The sequence below is a fragment of the Sulfolobus islandicus Y.N.15.51 genome (assembly GCF_000022485.1).
GTDB classification, from domain to species: Archaea; Thermoproteota; Thermoprotei_A; order Sulfolobales; family Sulfolobaceae; genus Saccharolobus; species Saccharolobus islandicus.
Map to the genome: position 1 here is coordinate 2204543 of NC_012623.1, position 20322 is coordinate 2224864.

Consider the following 20322-nt stretch of genomic DNA (forward strand, 5'->3'; position numbering starts at 1 on the left):
GGTTTTTAGCGACTCTTGAATACTTTTAAGTATACTTGAGGTAACAAGGACTTTCCTATAAGCACTTTTTTCGATCAAAAAGTTTAAATATTTACTCTACCAAAGTAAAGTTGAGTGAAGAAAAAATGAGTGAAGAAAGTCCATTTGATAAGATTATGCATATGCCTCTTGATAAAGTAAGAGAAATACTTAATAGAACAAACCTGGAGAGGCAAGTATTTAATGAAATTGTCGGAGATAACTGGAAGGTAAAAATCATAGAAACAAAAGTGAATAAAAATAATTATGAAACTATATATAGATTATATGGTATTTATCTCGGAGATAAATCCGTAGCAGTAAGTGTTACAAGTGACGGAAAACTTAGACATATAATATTAAATGACGTAAAAGTAGTTAGTGAAACAGACCAGACTGTAAAGAAGAAAAATACCATGCTATTACTGGACTATGAAAATCAGAGGGCGATATTTACTGAAGGTGAAATGGAACTATGGAAAGGTAAAATTGGTTTTGACGCAATTAAGTCAATTAATATCCTAAAGAACGAATCAAGGGACTTGCAATGAATATAAGTAGTCAGAATAAAATTTATACTGTGAAGAGAAATTTAATACTTGAATATTGCAAGACTCCTAAATCCTTCACGGAACTAAGGGATCTAACTGGGATGTCTGATGCGGGTCTATCTAAGGCACTAAACGACCTTATAAAGAAAGGGTACTTGCAGAAGACTTCGGATGGAAAATATGTGATAACCGATAAGGTAATGCAAAGCTATAAGGAGAGAATTGTTAATAGGATTTGGTTTAAATATCAAGGAATCTCAGATGAGAAAATTGAAAAAATAGCTGATCTTTTGAAGGACGAGGGAGAATTTTATATTCTAGCTTCTAAAGGCAAGGATAAGACAGACGACTTAACGCTTCTGCTACAATATCTATTTCTACTTACATACGAAATTGAGGGGTCAAAGGAGCTGAAAGTCACGCAATAGAATAGATAGCCAATTTTGTAAATTAACATACAATATAGCTATTAACCTAAAAATTCGTCACTTAGCTGATCTTCATAAAGAGAAGTCTTACACTGATATTCGTATATGTGTTTGAGATATAGAAATAAATAATATGATTATAAAATTAACTTTGACTCTTCCTCCAAGCACTATGGACGATTCGTTTTATTCTTTATGACAGAAAAAGATTAGATACTAAAGAGTTTGGACTTTATTTCGTGCTTAGCATTAGTTACTGTACTAAAATATAGATATCTTATTAAATTTCGATTAAGAACTGCCTTTATAGAATCTTAATAAGATGTAATTATAAAAACTTTTATAAAAAGATTATAATTCCTTTAATACTTCGGCCAAGCTTATTTCTTGATGAGATGTTATGACAATGCTATAATTATCTTGTTTATTTATCCCTATCATTACGAATAGGCTCCTATTGTCATAAGTTGCATTTATTGAATAGACTACAACAGTAGCATTCTTAAAAACGACTTTCCCGGCTACAGTAAAGTTACCTATGGTTATGTTAAAGTACTTTAAAAGTTTTGTCACACTACTAAAGTTACCGGTACTCTTCAATATTAGTTGGCTATTTGACGAGAATAATTGAAAACTACCATAAGTTGTATTGCCATATGCTATTACATTAATAGATGGTTGAGATGCAAAGATTTTCTGTGAGGTGTAAAGGTACTTTAGGAGAAAGAAAGTAGTGTTAGAACTTGCGTTATCCTTGACAATATAAAAGTAATGTCCATCAAATCCAAAAGCACTAGTGTTTTTATAATCATAAAGTAAGGTATTATATTGGCCGTATACAAAGCCGTGTTTCACTAAAGTTTTATTTATTATTGTGAAGGCAAATGATGACAAGGGACTAGAAGCCTTAAAATAGCCTATTATTGCGAAGGTGTTATTGAACGATATGAAATTTATTGTACCATTACCAATTATTTGAGATGCTAGTGATAATGCTAGTGTTGCATTAGTATTATTAACATAGTATGAGATGAAATTGGTTATGGGTGAAATATTATACGTATGTATTTCATCTAATGTGGAATAGTGGAATGTATCGGTTGTAGAACCACTCTCTTGAGTAGTTGGGTGTGTGCTGGCCAAGACGACGATAAACGCAGATATCAAAACAATAATTGTTAAAATAATGGGTTTTTTTGCATCCATACACTATAATCTTTTGGTTAACAAATAAACTTTTTGCAAACCCGTGCTTTGTTGAATACTTCAATTTTCTAAGATGTTAAGCTCATTAAGTTTTCTTAAATTCGAAATCAGGCGTTGATTTAAAAGTAAGTTCCACGTTAACTCAGATAAAAATTAAGTAACCCACAAAGCAGCAAACCCGCTATTATACATGCTTTTAAACAGGAATATAAATTATTATACAGTAAAATGATCGTTGTAAGCAGTATTGTCAAGAAATACGGCAATAAAATAGCATTGGATAACGTCTCATTAGAGGTTAAGAAAGGGGAATTCGTCTCACTTATAGGCCCTAACGGTGCGGGAAAAACTACACTTATCCGAATCCTACTAACTCTAATGAAGCCAGATAAGGGGGAAGTGCAAATACTAGGAGAAAATCCTTTTAGAAACAAGAGAATCTTTAAGGCGATTGGCTACGTTCAAGAGATCCCCAATTACCCACCATTTCTTACTGGAAGGCAAGTGTTAGAACTTTCAGCTAAGATAAGAGGAGTAGATAAAAGTGAGGTGAAGAGGGTTTTAGAATTTGTTGAAATGGAGAACTACGCTAACAGTCCCATAATTAAATACAGTAAGGGAATGGTTCAGAGAATAGCAATAGCCGAATCCTTACTTGGGAATCCATCTATTCTAATAATGGATGAGCCAAACATGGGAATTGACCCTATTTTTTCTTTGAAGACAAGAGAGTTACTAAATAAGTTGAAGAGAAAAGATAACGTATCGATTTTGATGACATCCCACGAATTAGAGGATGTAAAGAAGTTATCTGATAGAATATTCATGATATATAAGGGGAAGATAGTTTTTAGCGGTACCGTTGAGGATATGATTAAGGAGTTTTTAGGTATACAAGTAATAGTTGAAACTGATGAAATTGAAAATGCTGAAGAGGCACTAAAGGGGATAGAGTATGTTAAAGGGGTATTCAACGATGGGAATAGGTTAATAGTTAAACTTAACGAGGATAGAAGAGAAGATCTGTTAAGGGATTTGGTTACAAGTGGTGTTAAGGTAAAGGGTTTCTATATTGACCTAAACTTGGAAGAGGCTTACATGAGGGCGTTGAGGAATGTTTGAGATAATGCTTTACGAATGGAGAAGGGCAATAGCTAGGAAGAAGGTTATAGTACTATCTATAATAACGTTTATATTTGAGCTTGGGATTTATTTAGCAATATACTTAGCACCTTCACACTCACTTAAGACCTTAATAATCCCTCTCTCTCCCTATTTATGGGCTCTTGGAGTATTATTACCACAAGTGCTCCTAATACACTTCTTAGCAATATCAATAGCTTCTGGATCGATGGCAGAGGAATATGAACAAGGAACAGTGGATTATTTCATATCAAAACCAATAACGAGGTTGAGGTTTGTTATGGAGAAGTGGCTTGGTTCATTCTCCTTACTTTTAATCATTTACCTATTCATGGTAGTGCTTGCCTTAATCCTTTCATCTCTTCTCTTTGGAGTACAAAGTGAGTTAATACTATTACCTGAGCTTTTCTTTTCGATAATATTCTCAACACTAGTTTTCCTCAACATTGCATTTGCAATAGGTGAAATACTAAGGAGGAGCAATCTATCCTTTACAATTAGTGGATTTATCTTAATAGCCTCAATAATAGTATCTGACGTACTTGTCTTCGTGTCTGTAATAACGCACAACAGCAACTATGAAACGATTTCTGAGTACTTACCAACCTGGGGTTCCACGGAGTTACCATTTATGCTATTACACAACTCTCCATTTTCAGCAATAGCTAGAGGACTGAACATTTTACCTTCCATAAGCAATAATGTGAGTTTAGCAATTGTGTCGATTGTTGTGTACTCCCTTATTCCCTTAGTTTTATCGATAATAAATTTTCTGGGAAGAGACATATCGAAGAAGGTAAGTTAGTAAGGTACTTTTTATATCATGAAAAACAATAATTTCTTGACCTCGGGGTTTGGGCTTCATAGGATTTCATAATATTTAATATCAATCCTCAGCCCTTGGGCTTCACCAAAGTCACGGGGCATTGCCCCACTCATACCCCTCCGCCCCTTTAGCGGGATAACCCCAACCCAACGGACTATCCGTTGGGGAAATCCGTACATCTTTGATTTTTATTGTCACACCTCGTCGTGACGTTGTCCAGGATGATAAAAATGGGAAATTGATGAGTAATATTAATAAGAAATTGGGATGAGATAATATTATGAAGACACTTTCAACTGAGAAAGACCTTTTGCTCAAGGTCGATAAAGTATTTCCATGGGAAACGTTTAGGGGTAAACTTGAGTCACTTTACTCCAAGAAACCCAAGTGGGACGTTATATTACTCCTCAAAGTCCTATAAATCAAGTTCGTCTACGAAATCTCTTGGTTAGAGGGAGAAATTAGGGATAGCAAAATGTTTATGAAATTCTTAGGTGGGAAAGTCCCACCAAAGAGCACAATATTCTTCTTCTACAAGAAACAGTTGTTGATGAGGGGGAGAGAATGTGGACAACTCTAATGACTCAACAAGGCCTTAGACAAGGTGATTAACGAGTATAGGGAGAAGGGTTTCGAACTTGAGGTAGGAAGAGAAAAAACGACAAATTCGAGAACTATTACATAATTGATACATTCTTCCGCGAGGGAAAGAGGAGTTTTCAAACCGGTCTAGAGAAGATGTCACTTGACCTTGATGAGATGAAATTTAACGACGATTTTCTCCTCATGAGTTATAGTGTTTCTAAGCTCAAGTACTTTACAAGCTTTAGTATAGGGGTGGTTGGGGTAGGAAGCATGGTAAGTCATACTTTGGTTTTAAGGTTTGTTGAAAGGAGGACTAATTTTGTTTAAGGTTGGGTTGGCTAATTTGAGTGATTTGGCCTTTTCCTTTGATGGTTTTAAGCTCTTGGCTGATAGGGCTTCTAGGAAGAACATCTTGGTTAAGGGCGTTAGTTCTGCTAGGCTTCCGGTTGAGGGTAGTGGGATCAAGATTAGGGAAGGTAAGGCTTCAACAACGACTTTGAAGGGTCCAATAGAGACCTCTTATAGGAACATTAAGGCTTTTCTCCCATTTACTGGTTCTACTAAGTTTGTTTTCCGCACGTTGATCTTCGTGCTGGCCCTTGTACTCTACTCCTTATATACCATATTCAAGGGGGAGGTGGGGAGAGAGGAGTTTAGATTATTATTAATTCTTTTATTTCCTGATTTATTCAATCCAGAGAATTTTACATTTAATGTAATTGAAACACTTATTTACACTATAGATTTATTTTTAAGGAGGTGATTTTGGGTCTACCGGTGAGGGCGGGGTAGGCTCCACATGCTTTGCCTCTAACATGGCTAGGCGATGGCTTGAAGAGCCGAAGGAACTACTTGATTGGGGTCAACTTGAGGGCCTTCACCACCTCCTCCCCTATACCTAGTCTTCTTAGTCTCACCCTTGTATTCCCCATCCTTGAGTACGTGATAAACTATCCTACATATCTTGTTGGCCAAGGCTAATGTAGCCTTTTTGGAATTACCTGTCCTCTTCAACAAGGCTTGATAGAAGCCATTAAATTGGACCGTGTTCTTAGCGGACCTTGCAACAAGGAATAGAACGCGGGATAAGTGCTTATTCCCCTTGATGAGACCGTTGTGAAATTCGGTCTTCCCGCTCTGCTTAGTCCTTGGAGAAACTCCAGCATAAGAAGCAGCTTGTTTCGAAGACTCAAACCTGCTCACGTCTCCAAGCTCAGCGTAAATTGTGGCTGCAGAGATTGGGACTATTCCGGGTATCTTAGTCAACTCTACTGCTTCCTCGGGTAGGAACTTCATTATCTCGTTCTCCACTTCCTTGATTTGTTCTTCTATAATGTTCAGTAGGTCCAGGAGTTGTTTTAGGATGAACGCTTCTATTCTAGTTAATTTTCTTCCCAATAATTTGGAGTACTCCTTGATCTCTTCGTCAGTTAGCTTCTCATCAGTGGCTAGTTTTCTCACTATTTCCTTTGTCTTCTTTTCGAAGGGAGGTAGCTTGTATCCTGCTGTTTCTAGAACTTTCCTTATCTCGTTCTTTACTTGTGTCTTTCTCTCTACTAGTCCTTCTCTGTGTCTTGTCATTTCTCTTAGTTCTTGCATTTCTCCCGTTGGTATGTACGATCCTTTTACTGTGCCTGCAGCGTAGGCTATTGCGAGTCTTATGGAATCGTTCTTGTCTGTCTTCTTGCCTAGGACTTCAACTGTTTGGACAGGGTTTATCACGTTTACTTTTAGTCCCTTGTCTCTCAGTACGTTGTATACGTGGTAGAAGTATACTCCTGTTGCTTCCATTATTCCTTCTTCGTATCCTTCTAGGAATTTTATAAGTTCTTTGAGTCCTTCCTCGTTGTATTTGAATTCTCTCGTATCAGCTTCTTTTACTGTGTTGTTGTTTATTTCCATCTTGGTTGCAACAAGTCTTGATTCCCCCACATCTATTGCAAATACTTTAGGCTTTATCTTCCTTTCCATGTGTAATACTCTTTTTCTGATTCTTGAATTTTTCTATAATAATACGCGTTGTATTGTTAATTTTGTTAGGAGATAGTGCGAACTAACTATGAGAACGTCCCCTTAAATTTTTGCACACTCCTACTCGGGATGTTGTCCCACATGTTAGATCGCGGGGGACGTATAGCCAGCCTACCCCATGGGGTTTTATCCCCATGTTCACTTTCGGCTTGTGTTATTTTCTTGTTCTCTTTATAAAAGTTTTACTCTTGTAAAGCTTGTCTTCTTGTTTAGGAGTGTTGTTCGTGAAAATCGCCGTAGGAGTTCACATTTTTAGTATGAGCAACTAACTATTAGTCTAGCCTTACAATGATCAGTAAATTTAATAAATACGGTGCCGTAATTTATACGGTGCCGTATAATTGCTATTTAACACGAGACCCAAGGAAGATAGGAAAGACCTATACGATAGGGAGAAGGAAATTGAAATGATTAAGGATAGCATTGCAAGAGGTGAATGGATTGCCGTATTGGGCATGAGAAGGATAGGAAAGACAAGCGTTGTTAACGTTGCAGTAAAGGAAATTGGGGCAATAAAAGTCTCTATTAATCTTATGAGAATACACGATTCAAGAAAGAAGCAGTACCCAAAACACGTTTTAATAAGTTTGCTAATTGAGGAGATAAATGAGGCTATAAATAACTACACAATTTTAGGCAAGGTTGCAAAATTACTTTCAAATATTTTAGGCGTTGAGGAAATACAAACTAATAAAGTTAGGGCTAAGTTAACGAAGATTAGGGGTACAGACATAACTTACATTATAAGAGAAATGGACTCAATTGCTAGGGATAATAAGAAACAACTTGTGATAATTTTAGATGAAGCTCAAGAGTTAGCAAAGGTGAATGGCCTAGACTTTCCCTCAATTTTTCACGACGTATATGACAATTGCAAAAACACTGTGATAATTTTTACGGGAAGTATGGTCAAGTTAATCGAAAAGACGCTGAAAAACATTGAATACACAGAACCATTCTTTGGGAGATACATTAGAAAGATTACACTAGGGAGATTTTTACTGGAACAAAGTAGAGAATTTCTAGAAAAGGGATTTGAAGAGGAGGGGATAAAAGTGGACGAAAGCGTTATTGACGAGGCAGTAAAGAGGCTAGATGGAATTCCAGGTTGGCTAACACTATTCGGTTCAGAATATACCTTTAGCGCTAAAATGGGTACTAAGCCTAGGATTGATGAAATTATAGAGAAGGCTATAAACGAAGTGAGAAATGAGGCTAGGAATTTCATATTTTCAACGCAATCTCCCTTAAGGTATTCAGCAGTGATTTTAGCGCTAGATAGATTAGGGGGTAAAGGTGAACTCCACGAAATTGTTAAAGTCTCAAGCACAATTTTAAACGAGAACATACCGGAACCTAGAGTCTACGAGATTCTCAACAGATTGGTTGAATTCGATTTCATAGAGAGAAGGGAAGATAATGAATATTACTTACACCAAGATGAACCAAATAGAAAAGGCTTAATTTTAGCAGCTAAAGACTCTCCGGCATCTTATAGTATATAATAATCTTTATAGCTTAGTTATATGAATATTTCTTATGGGCATCATAGATGAGGCAAAAAGGGGTCAGATAACAGATGAGATGAGGGCAATAAGTAAGCTAGAAGGTATACCAGTAGAGAAGGTCAGAAATAGGATAAGTGAAGGTAAAATAATGTTGATAAGAAATGCGAAGTACCCCAGTAGAAAACTCCTACGGGGCAATCCACGCAAAACAAGAGAACGAATAAAACCAAGTATTACAAGAGAAAAGGAAATAAACAAGTAAGGAGAAAAACAACATAAGCTCATAGAAAACATGGGGATAAAACCCCATCTACAAGGCTAGCTGTGAAGCCCCTAGAACGATCTAACAAGAGGGGATAAAAACCCCCGAGTAGGAGGTTGTAACAAAATACTCTAGGGGCTGAAACACTTAACACTATGCAAAGAAAACAAGGTATTATGAGAACAAAAAATATCTCGAGAAACGCGTAATACACAAGCATGGAATTAAAAGTTACAAACAAGGCCTTCGCAATTGATATTTCACAAAGCAAACTAACAGCAGCAAAGGGAGAACTAGTAGTAGAACAAGAAAAATCAGCAGTATACGTCAAGGAGGTAAAGGAATTCAACCACGACAACGAGGGAATAGAGGAACTAATTAAATTCCTAGGAGAATATAAGGAAGGAATAATAGAGGCAACTGGAATATATTACTTCTACCTACACGAAAAACTAACGGAAAAAGGATACAAGGTAACAGTAATAAACCCACTACACCTAACAGAAATACTAGGGAAAAAGACAGACAAACTCGACGCACAAAGGTTACTAGTAGCACACATGACCGGAGTAATCAAGGGATCATACATACCAACAGGAGAAATAATGGAGCTAAGAGAACTAACGAGATATAGGGAAAGCTTAGTAGAGAAGACAACACAAGTAAAGAACGAGATAAGGAAAATATTAGAATTCGCGGGATATAAAATACAACCATTCGACAAGAAGGGAAGAAAACTACTTGAAAAGCTAGTAAAGGGGGAGGGACTAAGCAAGGAAGAGAAGGAGGAACTAAAAGAAAAACTAGGGAGAAACTTAAACGACGCGGAAAAACTAGCGTTAAAACAATTAGTTGAACTGTTAAAAAACTTGGAGAAAATGATTAAGGAGGTTGAGGATATGATAATTTCCAAGATTCCAAAACCAGTAATTGAGTTGAGTAAGATCCCCGGAATTGGTTTGATTAGTGCTGCAACTATTTACGCTGAGTTCGGTGATGTTTCCCGTTTTTCCAGTTCTAAGGCTGCTAGGGCTTATGCAAGCTTTGCACCCAAAACTAAGCAGAGTGGTGATAGCGAGTCTCACTCCGGTATGATTAGGGGTAATAAGTATTTGCGTAGAGCTCTCTACTTGGTTGCCAAGGTTGCTAGGGGTCTTGAGCCTTTTAAAGGGTATTATGAGAGGCTTATTGCTAGGGGGAAGAGTGTTACTCAAGCTACTTGTGCTCTTGCCGGAAAGCTTGCAAGCATTTGTTATCATGTTATAAAGGACGGTGTTTACAAGGGAGTTGTCAAGAAGAGTTTTAGGATTCCTAGGGGTAAGGAAGTTAATGTCAAGGACTTCGACGTGGGAGACGCGCTAGACTCGTTATCCCCATAGGTTTGTTAGAGGCGTCAGCATGTAGTGCCTTGTCCCAATAGGTAAGGGACTAACTACTAAAGTTAACGTAAACATAGGCACTTCAAGTGAGGTTGTAGACTTAGACATGGAATTACAGAAGGTAAAGGTTGCAAACAAGTGGGGAGATACTCTAATGGATTTATCAACGGGAGGAGACTTAGATGCCATAAGGAGGGATATAATAAAGGCATCAGATCTACCAGTTGGTACAGTCCCAGTTTACCAAATTTTCATAGAGTCCTTTAAGAAGAAGTCTGGAGGAGCGTATTTTACTGAAGATGAATTACTAAACACAGTGGAAAAGCACTTAAAGGATGGGCTGAATCCTTTCTCACGTTAATAGAAATCTTTTTATATTTATTTATTATCAACCAATTTTGTGGAGAGACTACTGAGACCTAAGGAGGCTTGCCAACTACTCAGCATTTCATACTCAACACTCCTACGGTGGATTAGAGAAGGAAAAATAAGGGTGGTAACGACTGAAGGAGGGAAGTATAGGATACCTTACAGCGAGATAAAGAAGTACTTAGAAAGGAGGGAAGAGACGAGGGCTGTAATTTACGCAAGAGTTTCGTCAGCAGACCAGAGAGAAGACTTGGAAAGACAAATAAACTACCTAACAAATTACGCAACGGCAAAGGGTTACAAGGTAGTTGAAGTACTGAAAGATATTGCAAGCGGGTTAAACACACAAAGAAAAGGATTGTTAAGGCTATTCAAACTTGTTGAGGGAAGGAGTGTAGACATCGTATTAATAACATACAAAGATAGGTTAACAAGGTTCGGTTTCGAGTACATTGAAGAGTTCTTCTCAACCATGGGAGTTAAGATTGAAGTAGTTTTTGGTGAGGAGCCCAAAGATGACGCACAAGAGCTAGTTGAGGACTTAATTTCCGTCGTTACATCATTCGCTGGGAAAATTTACGGAATGAGGAGTCACAAGAAAACACTCCTAGTTCAAGGTGTAAAAAAGTTAATAGGTGAGTTGAGTGGAGAGGACAGTTAAGTTAAGGGTTAGGGTTGACTATTCTACATACTCAGCACTTAAGGAGGTCGAGAAGGAGTACAGAGAGGTTCTAGAGGAGGCAATAAATTATGGGCTGTCAAACAAAACTACCTCCTTCACCAGGATTAAAGCTGGAGTTTACAAGACTGAGAGGGAGAAACATAAGGACTTACCCTCCCATTATATTTACACCGCTTGTGAGGATGCAAGCGAGAGGTTGGATAGCTTTGAGAAGTTGAAGAAGAGAGGGAGGAGTTACACTGAGAAACCGTCTGTGAGGAGAGTTACTATTCACCTCGACGATCATCTGTGGAAGTTCAGCCTCGACACGATTTCAATTTCCACAAAGAGGAGTAGGGTTTTCATTTCACCAACCTTCCCTAAGATCTTCTGGAGATATTATAATAAGGGATGGTTGATTGCGAGTGAGGCCAGGTTTAAATTGTTGAAGGGAAATGTTGTAGAGTTCTACGTCATTTTTAAGAGAGATGAGCCTAAACCTTATGAACCTAAAGCGTTTATTCCCGTCGACCTTAACGAGAATTCGGTCTCGGTGCTCATCAACAGTAAACCCTTATTGCTTGAGACTAACACTAAGAAAATTACTCTGGGCTATGAGTATAGGAGGAAGTTGACAATCACTGGTAAGTCAACTAAGGATAGGGAAGTGAGGAGGAAGTTAAAGAGGCTGAGGGAGAGGGATAAGAAAGTAGACATTAGGAGGAAATTAGCCAAGCTGATCGTTAAAGAGGCTTTTGAAAGTAGGAGTGTCATAGTTTTAGAGGACTTGCCAAGGAGAACTCCAGAGCATATGATAAAGGACGTGAAGGATAAACAGCTTAGGTTGAGGATTTATAGATCTGCATTTTCCTCAATGAAGAATGCTATTATTGAGAAGGCTAGGGAGTTTGGTGTCCCCGTGGTCTTAGTTAACCCATCTTATACTTCCACTGTTTGCCCAATTCATGGGGCGAAGATCGTTTACCAACTCGATGGGGGCGATGCCCCAAGGGTTGGTGTTTGTGAGAAGGGGAAGGAAAAGTGGCATAGGGATGTAGTTGCGCTGTACAACTTAGCGAAGAGGGCTGGAGATGTGAGCCCCGTGCCGTTGGGCTCGAAGAAGTCCCATGACCCACCTATAAGGTGGTTGAGGGCTAAGTCCCTACACTCGATCATGAATGAACATAAAATGATTGAAATGAAAGTGTAGGGACAAACGGAAACTGGATTGGGAGAACATGATTTCTAAGCTAGTAGATCCGCAAAGGGCTTATCAAGTTTACACTCAGTTTGGTACTCCTAAAGTGAAAGCTTGTACCATGTGTGGTGGATATTGTCCAATGATGTGGGCTATGGATCAAGTTAGGAAGATAGGTTCTTCATCATCCCTATAAGTACGGATTCGTATTTTTATTTTCAAACAACAACACTTTTTTATGGATAAAACAGTTTTAGACGCGAGTTTAGAACCTTTAAAGGGAAAGACAATAGCCGTAATTGGTTACGGTAACCAAGGGAGAGTTCAAGCTAATATTATGAGGGAAAATGGTCTGAACGTTATTATAGGAAACGTTAAGGATAGGTATTACGATTTGGCTATAAAGGAAGGGTTTGAAGTTTACGATATAGGTGAAGCAGTGAAGAAAGCTGATGTTGCCTTTCTCCTAATTCCAGATGAAATAATGAAGGAAATTTATGAAAAGAAGATTGCCCCAATTTTAGAAGGCAAGAAAGAGTTCGTATTGGACTTCGCCAGTGGTTATAATGTGGCCTTTGGACTTATTAGACCACCTAAAAACGTTGATACTGTTATGGTTGCTCCCAGAATGGTTGGGGAAGGGATTATGGATTTGCATAAACAAGGGAAAGGTTATCCCGTATTATTGGGAGTTAAACAAGATGCATCTGGAAAGGCATGGGATTACGCTAAGGCAATAGCCAAGGGTATAGGTGCAATTCCAGGAGGGATTGCAGTTATTTCATCATTTGAGGAGGAAGCGTTATTAGATTTAATGAGCGAACACACTTGGGTGCCAATATTGTTTGGGGCAATAAAGGCTTGTTTTGACGTTGCTGTAAAGGAATATGGGGTATCTCCAGAAGCGGCGTTGTTGGAGTTTTATGCCTCTGGGGAATTGGCTGAGATTGCTAGACTAATTGCTGAAGAGGGTATATTTAATCAAATGGTTCACCACAGTACTACTAGTCAATACGGTACTTTAACGAGAATGTTCAAATATTATGACTTAGTCAAGGAAATTGTTAAAGATGAGGCAAAGTACATATGGGATGGTAGTTTCGCTAAGGAGTGGACATTAGAACAACAAGCTGGATACCCCGTATTTTATAGATTGTGGGAATTGGCTGTACAGAGCGAAATGGCTAAGGCTGAAAAGGAGTTGTATAAAATTCTAAGAAGAAAGGTAAGCGATTAAAAATTACGCTAAGACATTACAGCGTTTACCCGTTGCGTAACTTATCCTTACTTTTAATTCCGTCACGGGCACCCTATATAGGTTGAAAGGACCCACGTGGCAATGTTAGCTAATACTATGCTTGAAGTTTGAGCGAAAGATTTATTACTGAACGCCACTACCCTCCCATCCACACTTTTATCACCCCCAAGAACCTCGTGAGCAGTATCCGTCATTAGTTGGGGGATCATCAATAAAAAATACATTAGTAATAATATATAGACATAAACTCACATCAAAACGATATTTAGAATTGATTAAAACTAAGTAGTAGTTACGTAGAGGCGTTATAGTCTTTTTCTTGTTAGCTTAGTCAATTTCCATAAATCCAATTATTATGACCTTTTCGTTTTGGAAGGGTAAAGTTTGGCGAAAAGTGCCAATAGCTAATAATAGTCTCATTTAACACTGCTAAGCAGTAATTGTTTAAATATGTATAAGTTAAGTATACAGTATGACCTTCTCAATAGTCATTTACGACCCAGAGGAAAAAGCTTGGGGAGTGGGAGTGGCAAGTAAATTCTTAGCTGTAGGAGCTTTCGTACCTTGGTTGAGACCGAATGTGGGTGCAATAGCTACTCAAGCCTTAGCCAATTTAACTTATGGTGTAAATGGTTTATCATTACTAGAAAAGGGCTATAGTGCATCAGATACCATAAGAGTTCTAACTGAGTCTGACCCTTTAAGGGAAAAGAGGCAAGTCGGTATTGTCGACACTAAGGGAAGTGCGGCAGCATTTACGGGAAAAGAATGCTATTCATATGCTGGACATATTGTTGGAAATAACTTCACTGTACAAGGCAATATATTGGCCGGAGAAGAGGTTCTAGATGCTATGGCAAAGGAGGCAGAAAGTAAGGGCAAAATTTACGAGAAAATTCTTAGAGCGCTAAAGGCTGGGGAAAGTAAGGGTGGAGATAGGAGGGGAAAGCAGAGTGCTGCAATCATTGTTGTTAAAACTGTTGATAAGAGCGAGAAGGAGATTGATCCCTTGATTGTAGGGAAGTATGTAGACTTAAGAGTTGATGATAGTCAAGATCCCTTAAAGGATCTGGAAAGGCTTCTGGACTTATGGGTAGCTACTTTTATAGAAGAGGAGATGGTTAACGTTAAGGATTATGAGAACCAAATAAGACAAGCATTAAACAAGTGGGGATATAATGATTTGAGAACTTGGGTTGAGATGAATAACTTAGAGGGAAAATATACGGGGGATAAGATAGGTAAAACGGTGTTGAAGATCTTGCTATCCAAAGAATAGGTAACTTACTACATTTATGACGAAAACTGATATTTTTATCGAATTATATAATATAAACACTAACAGCATAATGAGATTATTAACTCAACTATTTTTTCCTTAAATCTATTAACTATCTTACTAGATGGCATTTCGTTCTATGTCGAAAGGTTAAGAGTTTAAAAATTAATCTTCTATACAATGAGAAATAAAAAGATTAAATAATTAAACATTCATCTTTTAATTATGCAGTATAAATGGATTGCCTTAAGCAATACGACAATTGGAGTGTTAGTGGCTTCAATAAATGGTACAATAATACTAATCTCATTACCGGCAATATTTAGAGACATTAGCATTAACCCTTTCACTTCCTTTCAATACTTATTATGGATATTAACGCTAATGAAATACTTAGGAATTTAGTAGACGAAATGTTAAGCGATGTGGAAAATATCCCAGAACTACTACAAGGTTTAAGTAAAATACTTTCTAAAATAGGAAGCTCCAAAGACTAGGACTGCCTACATAATGGTCTAGATAGTTAATTTCAGGCTTCCCAGTATAACAATTTATCCTGGACGGCTGATCCCATACCATACCGTTTCTCACCAAGTTATCCCATTCCTTCTTGCAAAAGCTTAGATCACCGACACCCTTCTTATAAGCTAACCAGCAAATGGCAAATACTAGTCTAGGCCAAGAGGAGTAAGTTTGAACACTCAAGTTAACAATCTTACCGTTTTCATCAACTAGGTTGGGAACACAATAGGGAGAGGCATTACCATTAAGTCTTATAATACTTTCTAAAGCACTCTTTATCATATTTTCATCGACAATATTTTCCAATTCCAATAAAGTAGTAAACCACTCACCGTATAGTTGGGCAAGAAATGAAGCCTTATCAACACCGTCCCATGCCTTGAAATACTTACCGTTGAACATTTTCCTAAACGCTTCTCTAGCAACATTTAACTTTTCATTAATAAAACCAACATAATTGCTGTCGCCAACTAACTTTGCAATTTCTCTCATTGCAATTAAAGAAGCTATGAAAAGTGAAGAGGTGTAACTATCATGGCCCTTAATTATGGTAGCGTCAAATGCGTTATCCATTTCTCCTTCCATGAAAGGCAAGCCGTCTCTACACTGTCTTAACTCCCAATCCATGACTTTAACTATAGTTGGGTAAACCTCTTTCAAGAAGTCGATATCGTTAGTGAACTTAAAGTACCTATAAACCAATAATATTAAGCTAGGATTCATATCCTTCCACTTAGGAGGAGAAGTAGTGCCATCAATGGGAGAATCCAAGGAGTGAAAACCCAGATCGTGGGGAACATAACCATCATTCCTTACGTAACTAATCAATAGCTTCAAAAACAACTTCTCCAACTCTGGGAACATTAAAATCACTGGTAGGGAGCCAAACTCATAACAGGTACCAATTGTACCTAAATATGGACAATTCTGCGGGGCTTCATAAATTGCAAATCTACCCTTCTCATCTAACCAAGTATTGGAGGATAGAATGTATGAACTATTTATTATTGCATCCCTTAACCACTCCTCCTTCACATTTACAATATTGTGAAATATATCCTTTCTCAAGTGATCAAAGTTGTCCAAGAAATATTTCGCAATTTCTGAGGAATCCTTAAAGAAGTTCTCATAGTAATGCCCATAGGGGTAAAAGACGTGTTTACCATTGAAATACCATGCAAACACATATCTCATTTCCTCCCCTTCTGATATTATAATACTTGCTGGATCATCCCTATGACCAGTTACCTCGTGAGGATTGTCCTCAATTTCCTCTCCCCTATTCAATTTAACCCAAGGCTCCTCGTTTTCGTATTGTGATAGCCAAAAGTTCATCGTCTCGCTTGGTTTCCTCTTAAGGTTGTATTGCGTTATAATATCACTCACGTTGTTTGATATTAACGTAGTATTTCCCTTTGCCGGATCGTAATCGTTTGCCTTTAAGTTCTTATGAATAACGCCATTCCTTATACTTTCATTTACCCTCCCAATACTCACACTACCAACAATGTTTGGGAAGGATATTGCTACCTTTCCCTCCTTAATACCCTTAACTTTTAAACTAATTCCTATTGCAGGTAAGGACGAGTTCTTCAAGTCATTGGGGATTATTGGCGAAAACGCTTCCAATTCCACTTCAACTTCATTACTCTTTCCCACTACTTTGACAACTGGATATTTTCCCTCATAAATAATTTCCCCTGGAAACTCACTTACCTTATATATTCCACCGTCCTTTTGGAAGATGAATCCCCTCTTGTCTTTAGGTTTTATGAATACGTGGAATCCTCTTAAAAGCTTAATGGGATTGCCCCAATTATTCCTTATCGTAACGTTGATTATTCTCACCTTGTTGTCGATTTCCAGTTTTCCAGTGCCAATTCCTCCCAGTGGAACTCCAGCCACTATCCTATCCTTGTCAGTGTATTTAACCATGTCTTGTTATTTGAATAATAAGGTAAAAAAGGTTTAGAGTTTTTCGTTATTAAAAAATTATTAGAGGAGAGTTTCATAGAAATTCGATATTGTCCATGAGAAGTAGGCTGTACCATTGGAAGTCATTGTTCCCCATTCCGTACCGAACTCCCAATCCGTTAAGTAATAGTTTGTAATGTTGTAGCTTGCGAAATTATTTAACGCTTTGATGAACAAGTTGGGCTCATATGCGACGTAACCATTTGTGACTTTCCAGCCATCTGGTCTAAATGCTATGTACTCCCAACCTCCCCATGGGACGTTCTTCATCTTCCACACTTGGAAAGTGGCGTTGACTAGAGTGTGATTAATATATATTGGGATTACTACTTCTCCAACTTGTTGCCCAGCAGGCTGTAAATTCTGACTAAATAACCAGACCATTATCTCAATGTCCCCATTACCTGGAGCAGTTCCGGGACTAAATGCTATTTGAGGCCTAACTATCCAAGCGTCAGACGCAATATCGAAATTTATTGACGGGTCTAGCTTAGTTAAGTTTATGTAAAACGATACCATAAACGGTGTCATATTGCCTATCCTCATTGGGAATATGTTACCTGCATATGAAGTATCCCAGGGTTTTCTGCCCACGTAAATTTCCGGATAGCCATTAGTCCACTGTAATGGATTAACTTGCGTTAAGTTGAAACTAACAGAGAGCGTACGAGTAAGCGGGTTAAAGACCATGGTATAGTTGCCATTCCAAGTTTTAGCATTCCACATGTTCACTTCAAGATAAAATGATGGTACAGTTGAGTTATTTAGATAAACTGGAGTTGGTGAACTAGCAGAGGATGTAACATAGATTAGCTGAGGAATAGAAGATGTAGTGGGCGTTACTGTTGTAGGTACGGTATTGGTTGTTATGCTCATTAAAGTTGTGGTTTCGTTAGTGGTGACAGTTATTGATGATGTTTTGACATTAGGTGACTGATGGTGTAGGTAAATAGCTCCACCAATTACACCCACAACTATTATTACAATTATTGGAACTATAATGATATATAATTTATTCATTATCATATATCACCTAGCTGACTTTCTCCCCGCCCTTAAAGGGCGATGGTTCCCCTTCCAGAGGGATCATCGTTCCCACCATCGATTCGGGTTTACATCTCTCATCTGGTGGGCAGTCGAGTGGATCAGAGATCCACTCCCATTCGAATAGGGGACTTTCATCCATAACGTCTAGTCCCTTAAGAGATACTAGATGCTCCTCCCACAGTCCCATTAAGCCCTCAATCGAGCTGGGGAGGAGCATTGTTAACATCACTAAAAGATATCTCAACAAGGAAGTATTTAAATATAAGGGGCTATCCATCCCCGTTGGCGAGGCTTTCCGCCCCCTTAACCTCCAATTTTTGTAAAGTGAAAAGGTTTACGGTTAACTTTTATTAACGAATTAGCTTTTTATTCTTAGCTCACTATATCTCTTATGGATTTAGTTGAGAAGTTGAAGAACGACGTGAAGGAAATAGAGGATTGGATAATTCAAATTAGGAGGAAAATTCACGAGAATCCTGAACTTTCCTATAAAGAGTATAGCACCTCTAAACTAGTGGCAGAAACGTTAAGGAAATTGGGAATAGAAGTAGAGGAGGGCGTTGGATTACCCACTGCAGTAGTTGGTAAGATTAGGGGAAATAAACCCGGGAAGACAGTTGCCTTAAGAGCGGATATGGATGCCCTCCCCGTAGAGGAGACTAGTGACGTAGAGTTCAGGTCCAAGGTTAAAGGGGTAATGCACGCGTGTGGTCATGACACTCACGTAGCAATGCTCTTAGGTGGAGCTTATCTCTTGGTTAAAAATAAAGATTTAATCAGTGGCGAAATTAGGTTAATATTTCAGCCCGCAGAGGAGGATGGAGGATTAGGAGGAGCGAAACCAATGATCGAGGCTGGAGTCATGAATGGTGTAGATTACGTATTTGGTATACATATATCCAGTAGCTATCCATCTGGAGTCTTCGCAACTAGAAAAGGTCCAATAATGGCTACGCCAGATGCGTTTAAGATTGTGGTTCACGGAAAGGGCGGTCACGGTTCTGCTCCTCATGAGACCATAGACCCAATTTTCGTATCATTACAAATAGCCAACGCAATTTACGGTATAACAGCTAGGCAAATCGATCCCGTTCAACCCTTCGTCATATCCATAACTACGATACATTCTGGGACAAAGGATAATATAATACCAGATGACGCTGAAATGCAGGGAACGATTAGAAGTCTAGACGAGAATGTTAGGAGTAAGGCTAAGGATTACATGAGGAGAATAGTTTCATCAGTATGCGGAATTTATGGTGCAACTTGTGAGGTCAAATTCATGGAGGACGTCTATCCAATTACAGTAAATAACCCAGAAGTAACTGATGAGGTGATGAAAATTCTATCTTCAATATCCACAGTCGTTGAGACTGAGCCAGTTCTAGGAGCTGAGGATTTCTCTAGGTTCCTACAGAAAGCACCCGGTACGTATTTCTTCCTGGGAACTAGAAATGAGAAGAAAGGTTGTATATATCCCAACCATAGTTCTAAGTTCTGCGTAGATGAGGATGTGTTGAAACTAGGTGCTTTAGCCCACGCATTATTGGCAATAAAGTTCAGTAACAAATAAAGGATTTAATAATTAAGTGATTATTGTAAATGGATAAGGAAAAGGTTCTAAATATTTTGAGGAATTCCTCAAACTTACCCTTAGATTTAATTAGGAGACTCCTTTCAGACAAGGATAAGGATATTAAACACGAAGCGTGGAATTACGTTATTTCGAACGTAAGGGATAAGGATTTCCTATTGGAACTTTTATCATTTCACGATACTGGGACTAGGTATAGAGCGTGGAATAGTGTTCCTGAGTTCGTAGAGAGGGGTATATTAACTTTGGAAGAGGTTATCAAAAGAAAAGAACATTTCCTTGAAATGCTAAAAGATAGCAATAAGGTCGTAAGGGCGCTATCTTGGTATGTTACGTTAAAACCCCTACTAGAAATGAATGTGGTAAGTCTAGGAGAAGTTCTTAGCTATTCGCCTTTCCTATGTGAGTTAATTAACTCAGAATTTCATGAAGTCGTAGAAGAAGTTATGCAAGAGTTTAAGATCACGTGCAAATTTATATAGA

Annotated in this window: 19 protein-coding genes and 6 pseudogenes; 19 read left to right on the forward strand and 6 right to left on the reverse strand. The window is 38.1% G+C overall.

Annotated elements, in window-relative coordinates; all coding sequences use genetic code 11:
- Window positions 1-125: 125 nt before the first annotated feature.
- Together YN1551_RS11930 and YN1551_RS11935 are read left to right on the forward strand one after the other, a co-directional pair.
- Window positions 126-569 (forward strand): hypothetical protein, encoded by a 444-nt coding sequence (locus YN1551_RS11930; RefSeq protein WP_009992184.1) that lies wholly within the window; start codon window positions 126-128, stop codon window positions 567-569.
- Entirely contained in the window at window positions 566-997 is a 432-nt protein-coding gene (locus YN1551_RS11935; protein WP_009992186.1) for a MarR family transcriptional regulator, read from the forward strand. The genes YN1551_RS11930 and YN1551_RS11935 overlap by 4 nt, the downstream gene beginning before the upstream one ends.
- A 351-nt stretch (window positions 998-1348) precedes the next feature.
- Here the strand turns inward: YN1551_RS11935 and YN1551_RS11940 are convergent, their stop codons facing one another.
- Complete coding sequence (locus tag YN1551_RS11940; RefSeq protein ID WP_012717958.1) at window positions 1349-2203, reverse strand: hypothetical protein; 855 nt, start codon at window positions 2201-2203, stop codon at window positions 1349-1351.
- A 228-nt stretch (window positions 2204-2431) separates the two neighbouring features.
- Between YN1551_RS11940 and YN1551_RS11945 the strand changes: the two genes are divergently transcribed.
- Window positions 2432-3325, forward strand: a complete 894-nt coding sequence (locus YN1551_RS11945; protein WP_009992188.1) for an ABC transporter ATP-binding protein — start codon at window positions 2432-2434, stop codon at window positions 3323-3325.
- Window positions 3318-4151, forward strand: a complete 834-nt coding sequence (locus YN1551_RS11950; RefSeq protein WP_009992190.1) for an ABC transporter permease — start codon at window positions 3318-3320, stop codon at window positions 4149-4151. The genes YN1551_RS11945 and YN1551_RS11950 overlap by 8 nt, the downstream gene beginning before the upstream one ends.
- Before the next feature lie 56 nt (window positions 4152-4207).
- Here the strand turns inward: YN1551_RS11950 and YN1551_RS17680 are convergent.
- A pseudogene (locus YN1551_RS17680) lies at window positions 4208-4354 on the reverse strand (RNA-guided endonuclease TnpB family protein); the annotation flags it as partial.
- Window positions 4355-4452: 98 nt separating this feature from the next.
- Here YN1551_RS17680 and YN1551_RS17160 point away from each other — a divergent pair.
- The 3 genes and pseudogenes from YN1551_RS17160 to YN1551_RS17170 all read left to right on the forward strand — a co-directional run.
- Complete coding sequence (locus YN1551_RS17160; protein ID WP_187146822.1) at window positions 4453-4593, forward strand: hypothetical protein; 141 nt, start codon at window positions 4453-4455, stop codon at window positions 4591-4593.
- Window positions 4594-4910: 317 nt separating this feature from the next.
- A complete protein-coding gene (locus tag YN1551_RS17685) occupies window positions 4911-5084 on the forward strand; it encodes a hypothetical protein (protein WP_238527838.1) in 174 nt (57 codons plus the stop codon).
- A 169-nt stretch (window positions 5085-5253) separates the two neighbouring features.
- A pseudogene (locus tag YN1551_RS17170) lies at window positions 5254-5520 on the forward strand (IS4 family transposase); the annotation flags it as partial.
- Between the two features lie 56 nt (window positions 5521-5576).
- Here YN1551_RS17170 and YN1551_RS11960 read toward each other — a convergent pair.
- Window positions 5577-6728, reverse strand: coding sequence for an IS110 family RNA-guided transposase (locus YN1551_RS11960; protein ID WP_012717048.1), 1152 nt, complete (start codon window positions 6726-6728; stop codon window positions 5577-5579).
- A 401-nt stretch (window positions 6729-7129) separates the two neighbouring features.
- Here YN1551_RS11960 and YN1551_RS11965 point away from each other — a divergent pair, with 401 nt between their 5' ends.
- The 10 genes and pseudogenes from YN1551_RS11965 to YN1551_RS12005 all read left to right on the forward strand — a co-directional run.
- The gene (locus tag YN1551_RS11965; protein WP_012717959.1) at window positions 7130-8293 is read left to right on the forward strand and encodes an AAA family ATPase; all 1164 of its coding nucleotides are present in this window, start codon (window positions 7130-7132) and stop codon (window positions 8291-8293) included.
- A 34-nt stretch (window positions 8294-8327) separates the two neighbouring features.
- Window positions 8328-8486, forward strand: a pseudogene (locus tag YN1551_RS17690) (phosphomethylpyrimidine synthase ThiC); the annotation flags it as partial.
- A gap of 290 nt (window positions 8487-8776) precedes the next feature.
- Window positions 8777-9937 (forward strand): IS110 family RNA-guided transposase, encoded by a 1161-nt coding sequence (locus YN1551_RS11975; protein ID WP_012715521.1) that lies wholly within the window; start codon window positions 8777-8779, stop codon window positions 9935-9937.
- Between the two features lie 28 nt (window positions 9938-9965).
- A pseudogene (locus YN1551_RS11980) lies at window positions 9966-10280 on the forward strand (phosphomethylpyrimidine synthase ThiC); the annotation flags it as partial.
- A 57-nt stretch (window positions 10281-10337) separates the two neighbouring features.
- Window positions 10338-10967 (forward strand): IS607 family transposase, encoded by a 630-nt coding sequence (locus tag YN1551_RS11985; protein WP_012717961.1) that lies wholly within the window; start codon window positions 10338-10340, stop codon window positions 10965-10967.
- Window positions 10951-12177: an RNA-guided endonuclease InsQ/TnpB family protein gene (locus YN1551_RS11990; protein WP_012717962.1), complete on the forward strand. Its 1227-nt coding sequence runs from the start codon at window positions 10951-10953 to the stop codon at window positions 12175-12177. Before YN1551_RS11985 ends, YN1551_RS11990 begins: the two co-directional genes overlap by 17 nt.
- 10 nt (window positions 12178-12187) lie before the next feature.
- A pseudogene (locus YN1551_RS16780) lies at window positions 12188-12361 on the forward strand (phosphomethylpyrimidine synthase ThiC); the annotation flags it as partial.
- Window positions 12362-12403: 42 nt separating this feature from the next.
- A complete protein-coding gene (gene ilvC / locus YN1551_RS11995) occupies window positions 12404-13402 on the forward strand; it encodes a ketol-acid reductoisomerase (protein WP_012715808.1) in 999 nt (332 codons plus the stop codon).
- Window positions 13403-13895: 493 nt separating this feature from the next.
- Complete coding sequence (locus tag YN1551_RS12000; RefSeq protein WP_012717964.1) at window positions 13896-14702, forward strand: DUF1028 domain-containing protein; 807 nt, start codon at window positions 13896-13898, stop codon at window positions 14700-14702.
- A 225-nt stretch (window positions 14703-14927) separates the two neighbouring features.
- A pseudogene (locus tag YN1551_RS12005) lies at window positions 14928-15080 on the forward strand (permease); the annotation flags it as partial.
- 93 nt (window positions 15081-15173) lie between these two features.
- Here the strand turns inward: YN1551_RS12005 and YN1551_RS12010 are convergent.
- Genes YN1551_RS12010 through YN1551_RS17995 form a run of 3 tightly spaced genes read right to left on the reverse strand, consistent with a single transcriptional unit; the run spans window position 15174 to window position 18474 of the window.
- The gene (locus YN1551_RS12010; RefSeq protein WP_009989082.1) at window positions 15174-17159 is read right to left on the reverse strand and encodes a GH116 family glycosyl hydrolase; all 1986 of its coding nucleotides are present in this window, start codon (window positions 17157-17159) and stop codon (window positions 15174-15176) included.
- Between the two features lie 60 nt (window positions 17160-17219).
- The gene (locus YN1551_RS12015) at window positions 17220-18224 is read right to left on the reverse strand and encodes a GH12 family glycosyl hydrolase domain-containing protein (RefSeq protein WP_009989083.1); all 1005 of its coding nucleotides are present in this window, start codon (window positions 18222-18224) and stop codon (window positions 17220-17222) included.
- A gap of 7 nt (window positions 18225-18231) precedes the next feature.
- Window positions 18232-18474: a hypothetical protein gene (locus tag YN1551_RS17995; protein WP_338107032.1), complete on the reverse strand. Its 243-nt coding sequence runs from the start codon at window positions 18472-18474 to the stop codon at window positions 18232-18234.
- Window positions 18475-18636: 162 nt separating this feature from the next.
- Here YN1551_RS17995 and cpsA point away from each other — a divergent pair, with 162 nt between their 5' ends.
- A complete protein-coding gene (gene cpsA, locus YN1551_RS12025) occupies window positions 18637-19818 on the forward strand; it encodes a carboxypeptidase CpsA (protein ID WP_012717966.1) in 1182 nt (393 codons plus the stop codon).
- Between the two features lie 29 nt (window positions 19819-19847).
- Window positions 19848-20321 carry a HEAT repeat domain-containing protein gene (locus YN1551_RS12030; RefSeq protein ID WP_012715813.1) on the forward strand — a complete coding sequence of 158 codons (474 nt, stop codon included), beginning with the start codon at window positions 19848-19850 and terminating at the stop codon, window positions 20319-20321.
- The last annotated feature ends 1 nt before the right edge of the window (window position 20322 follow it).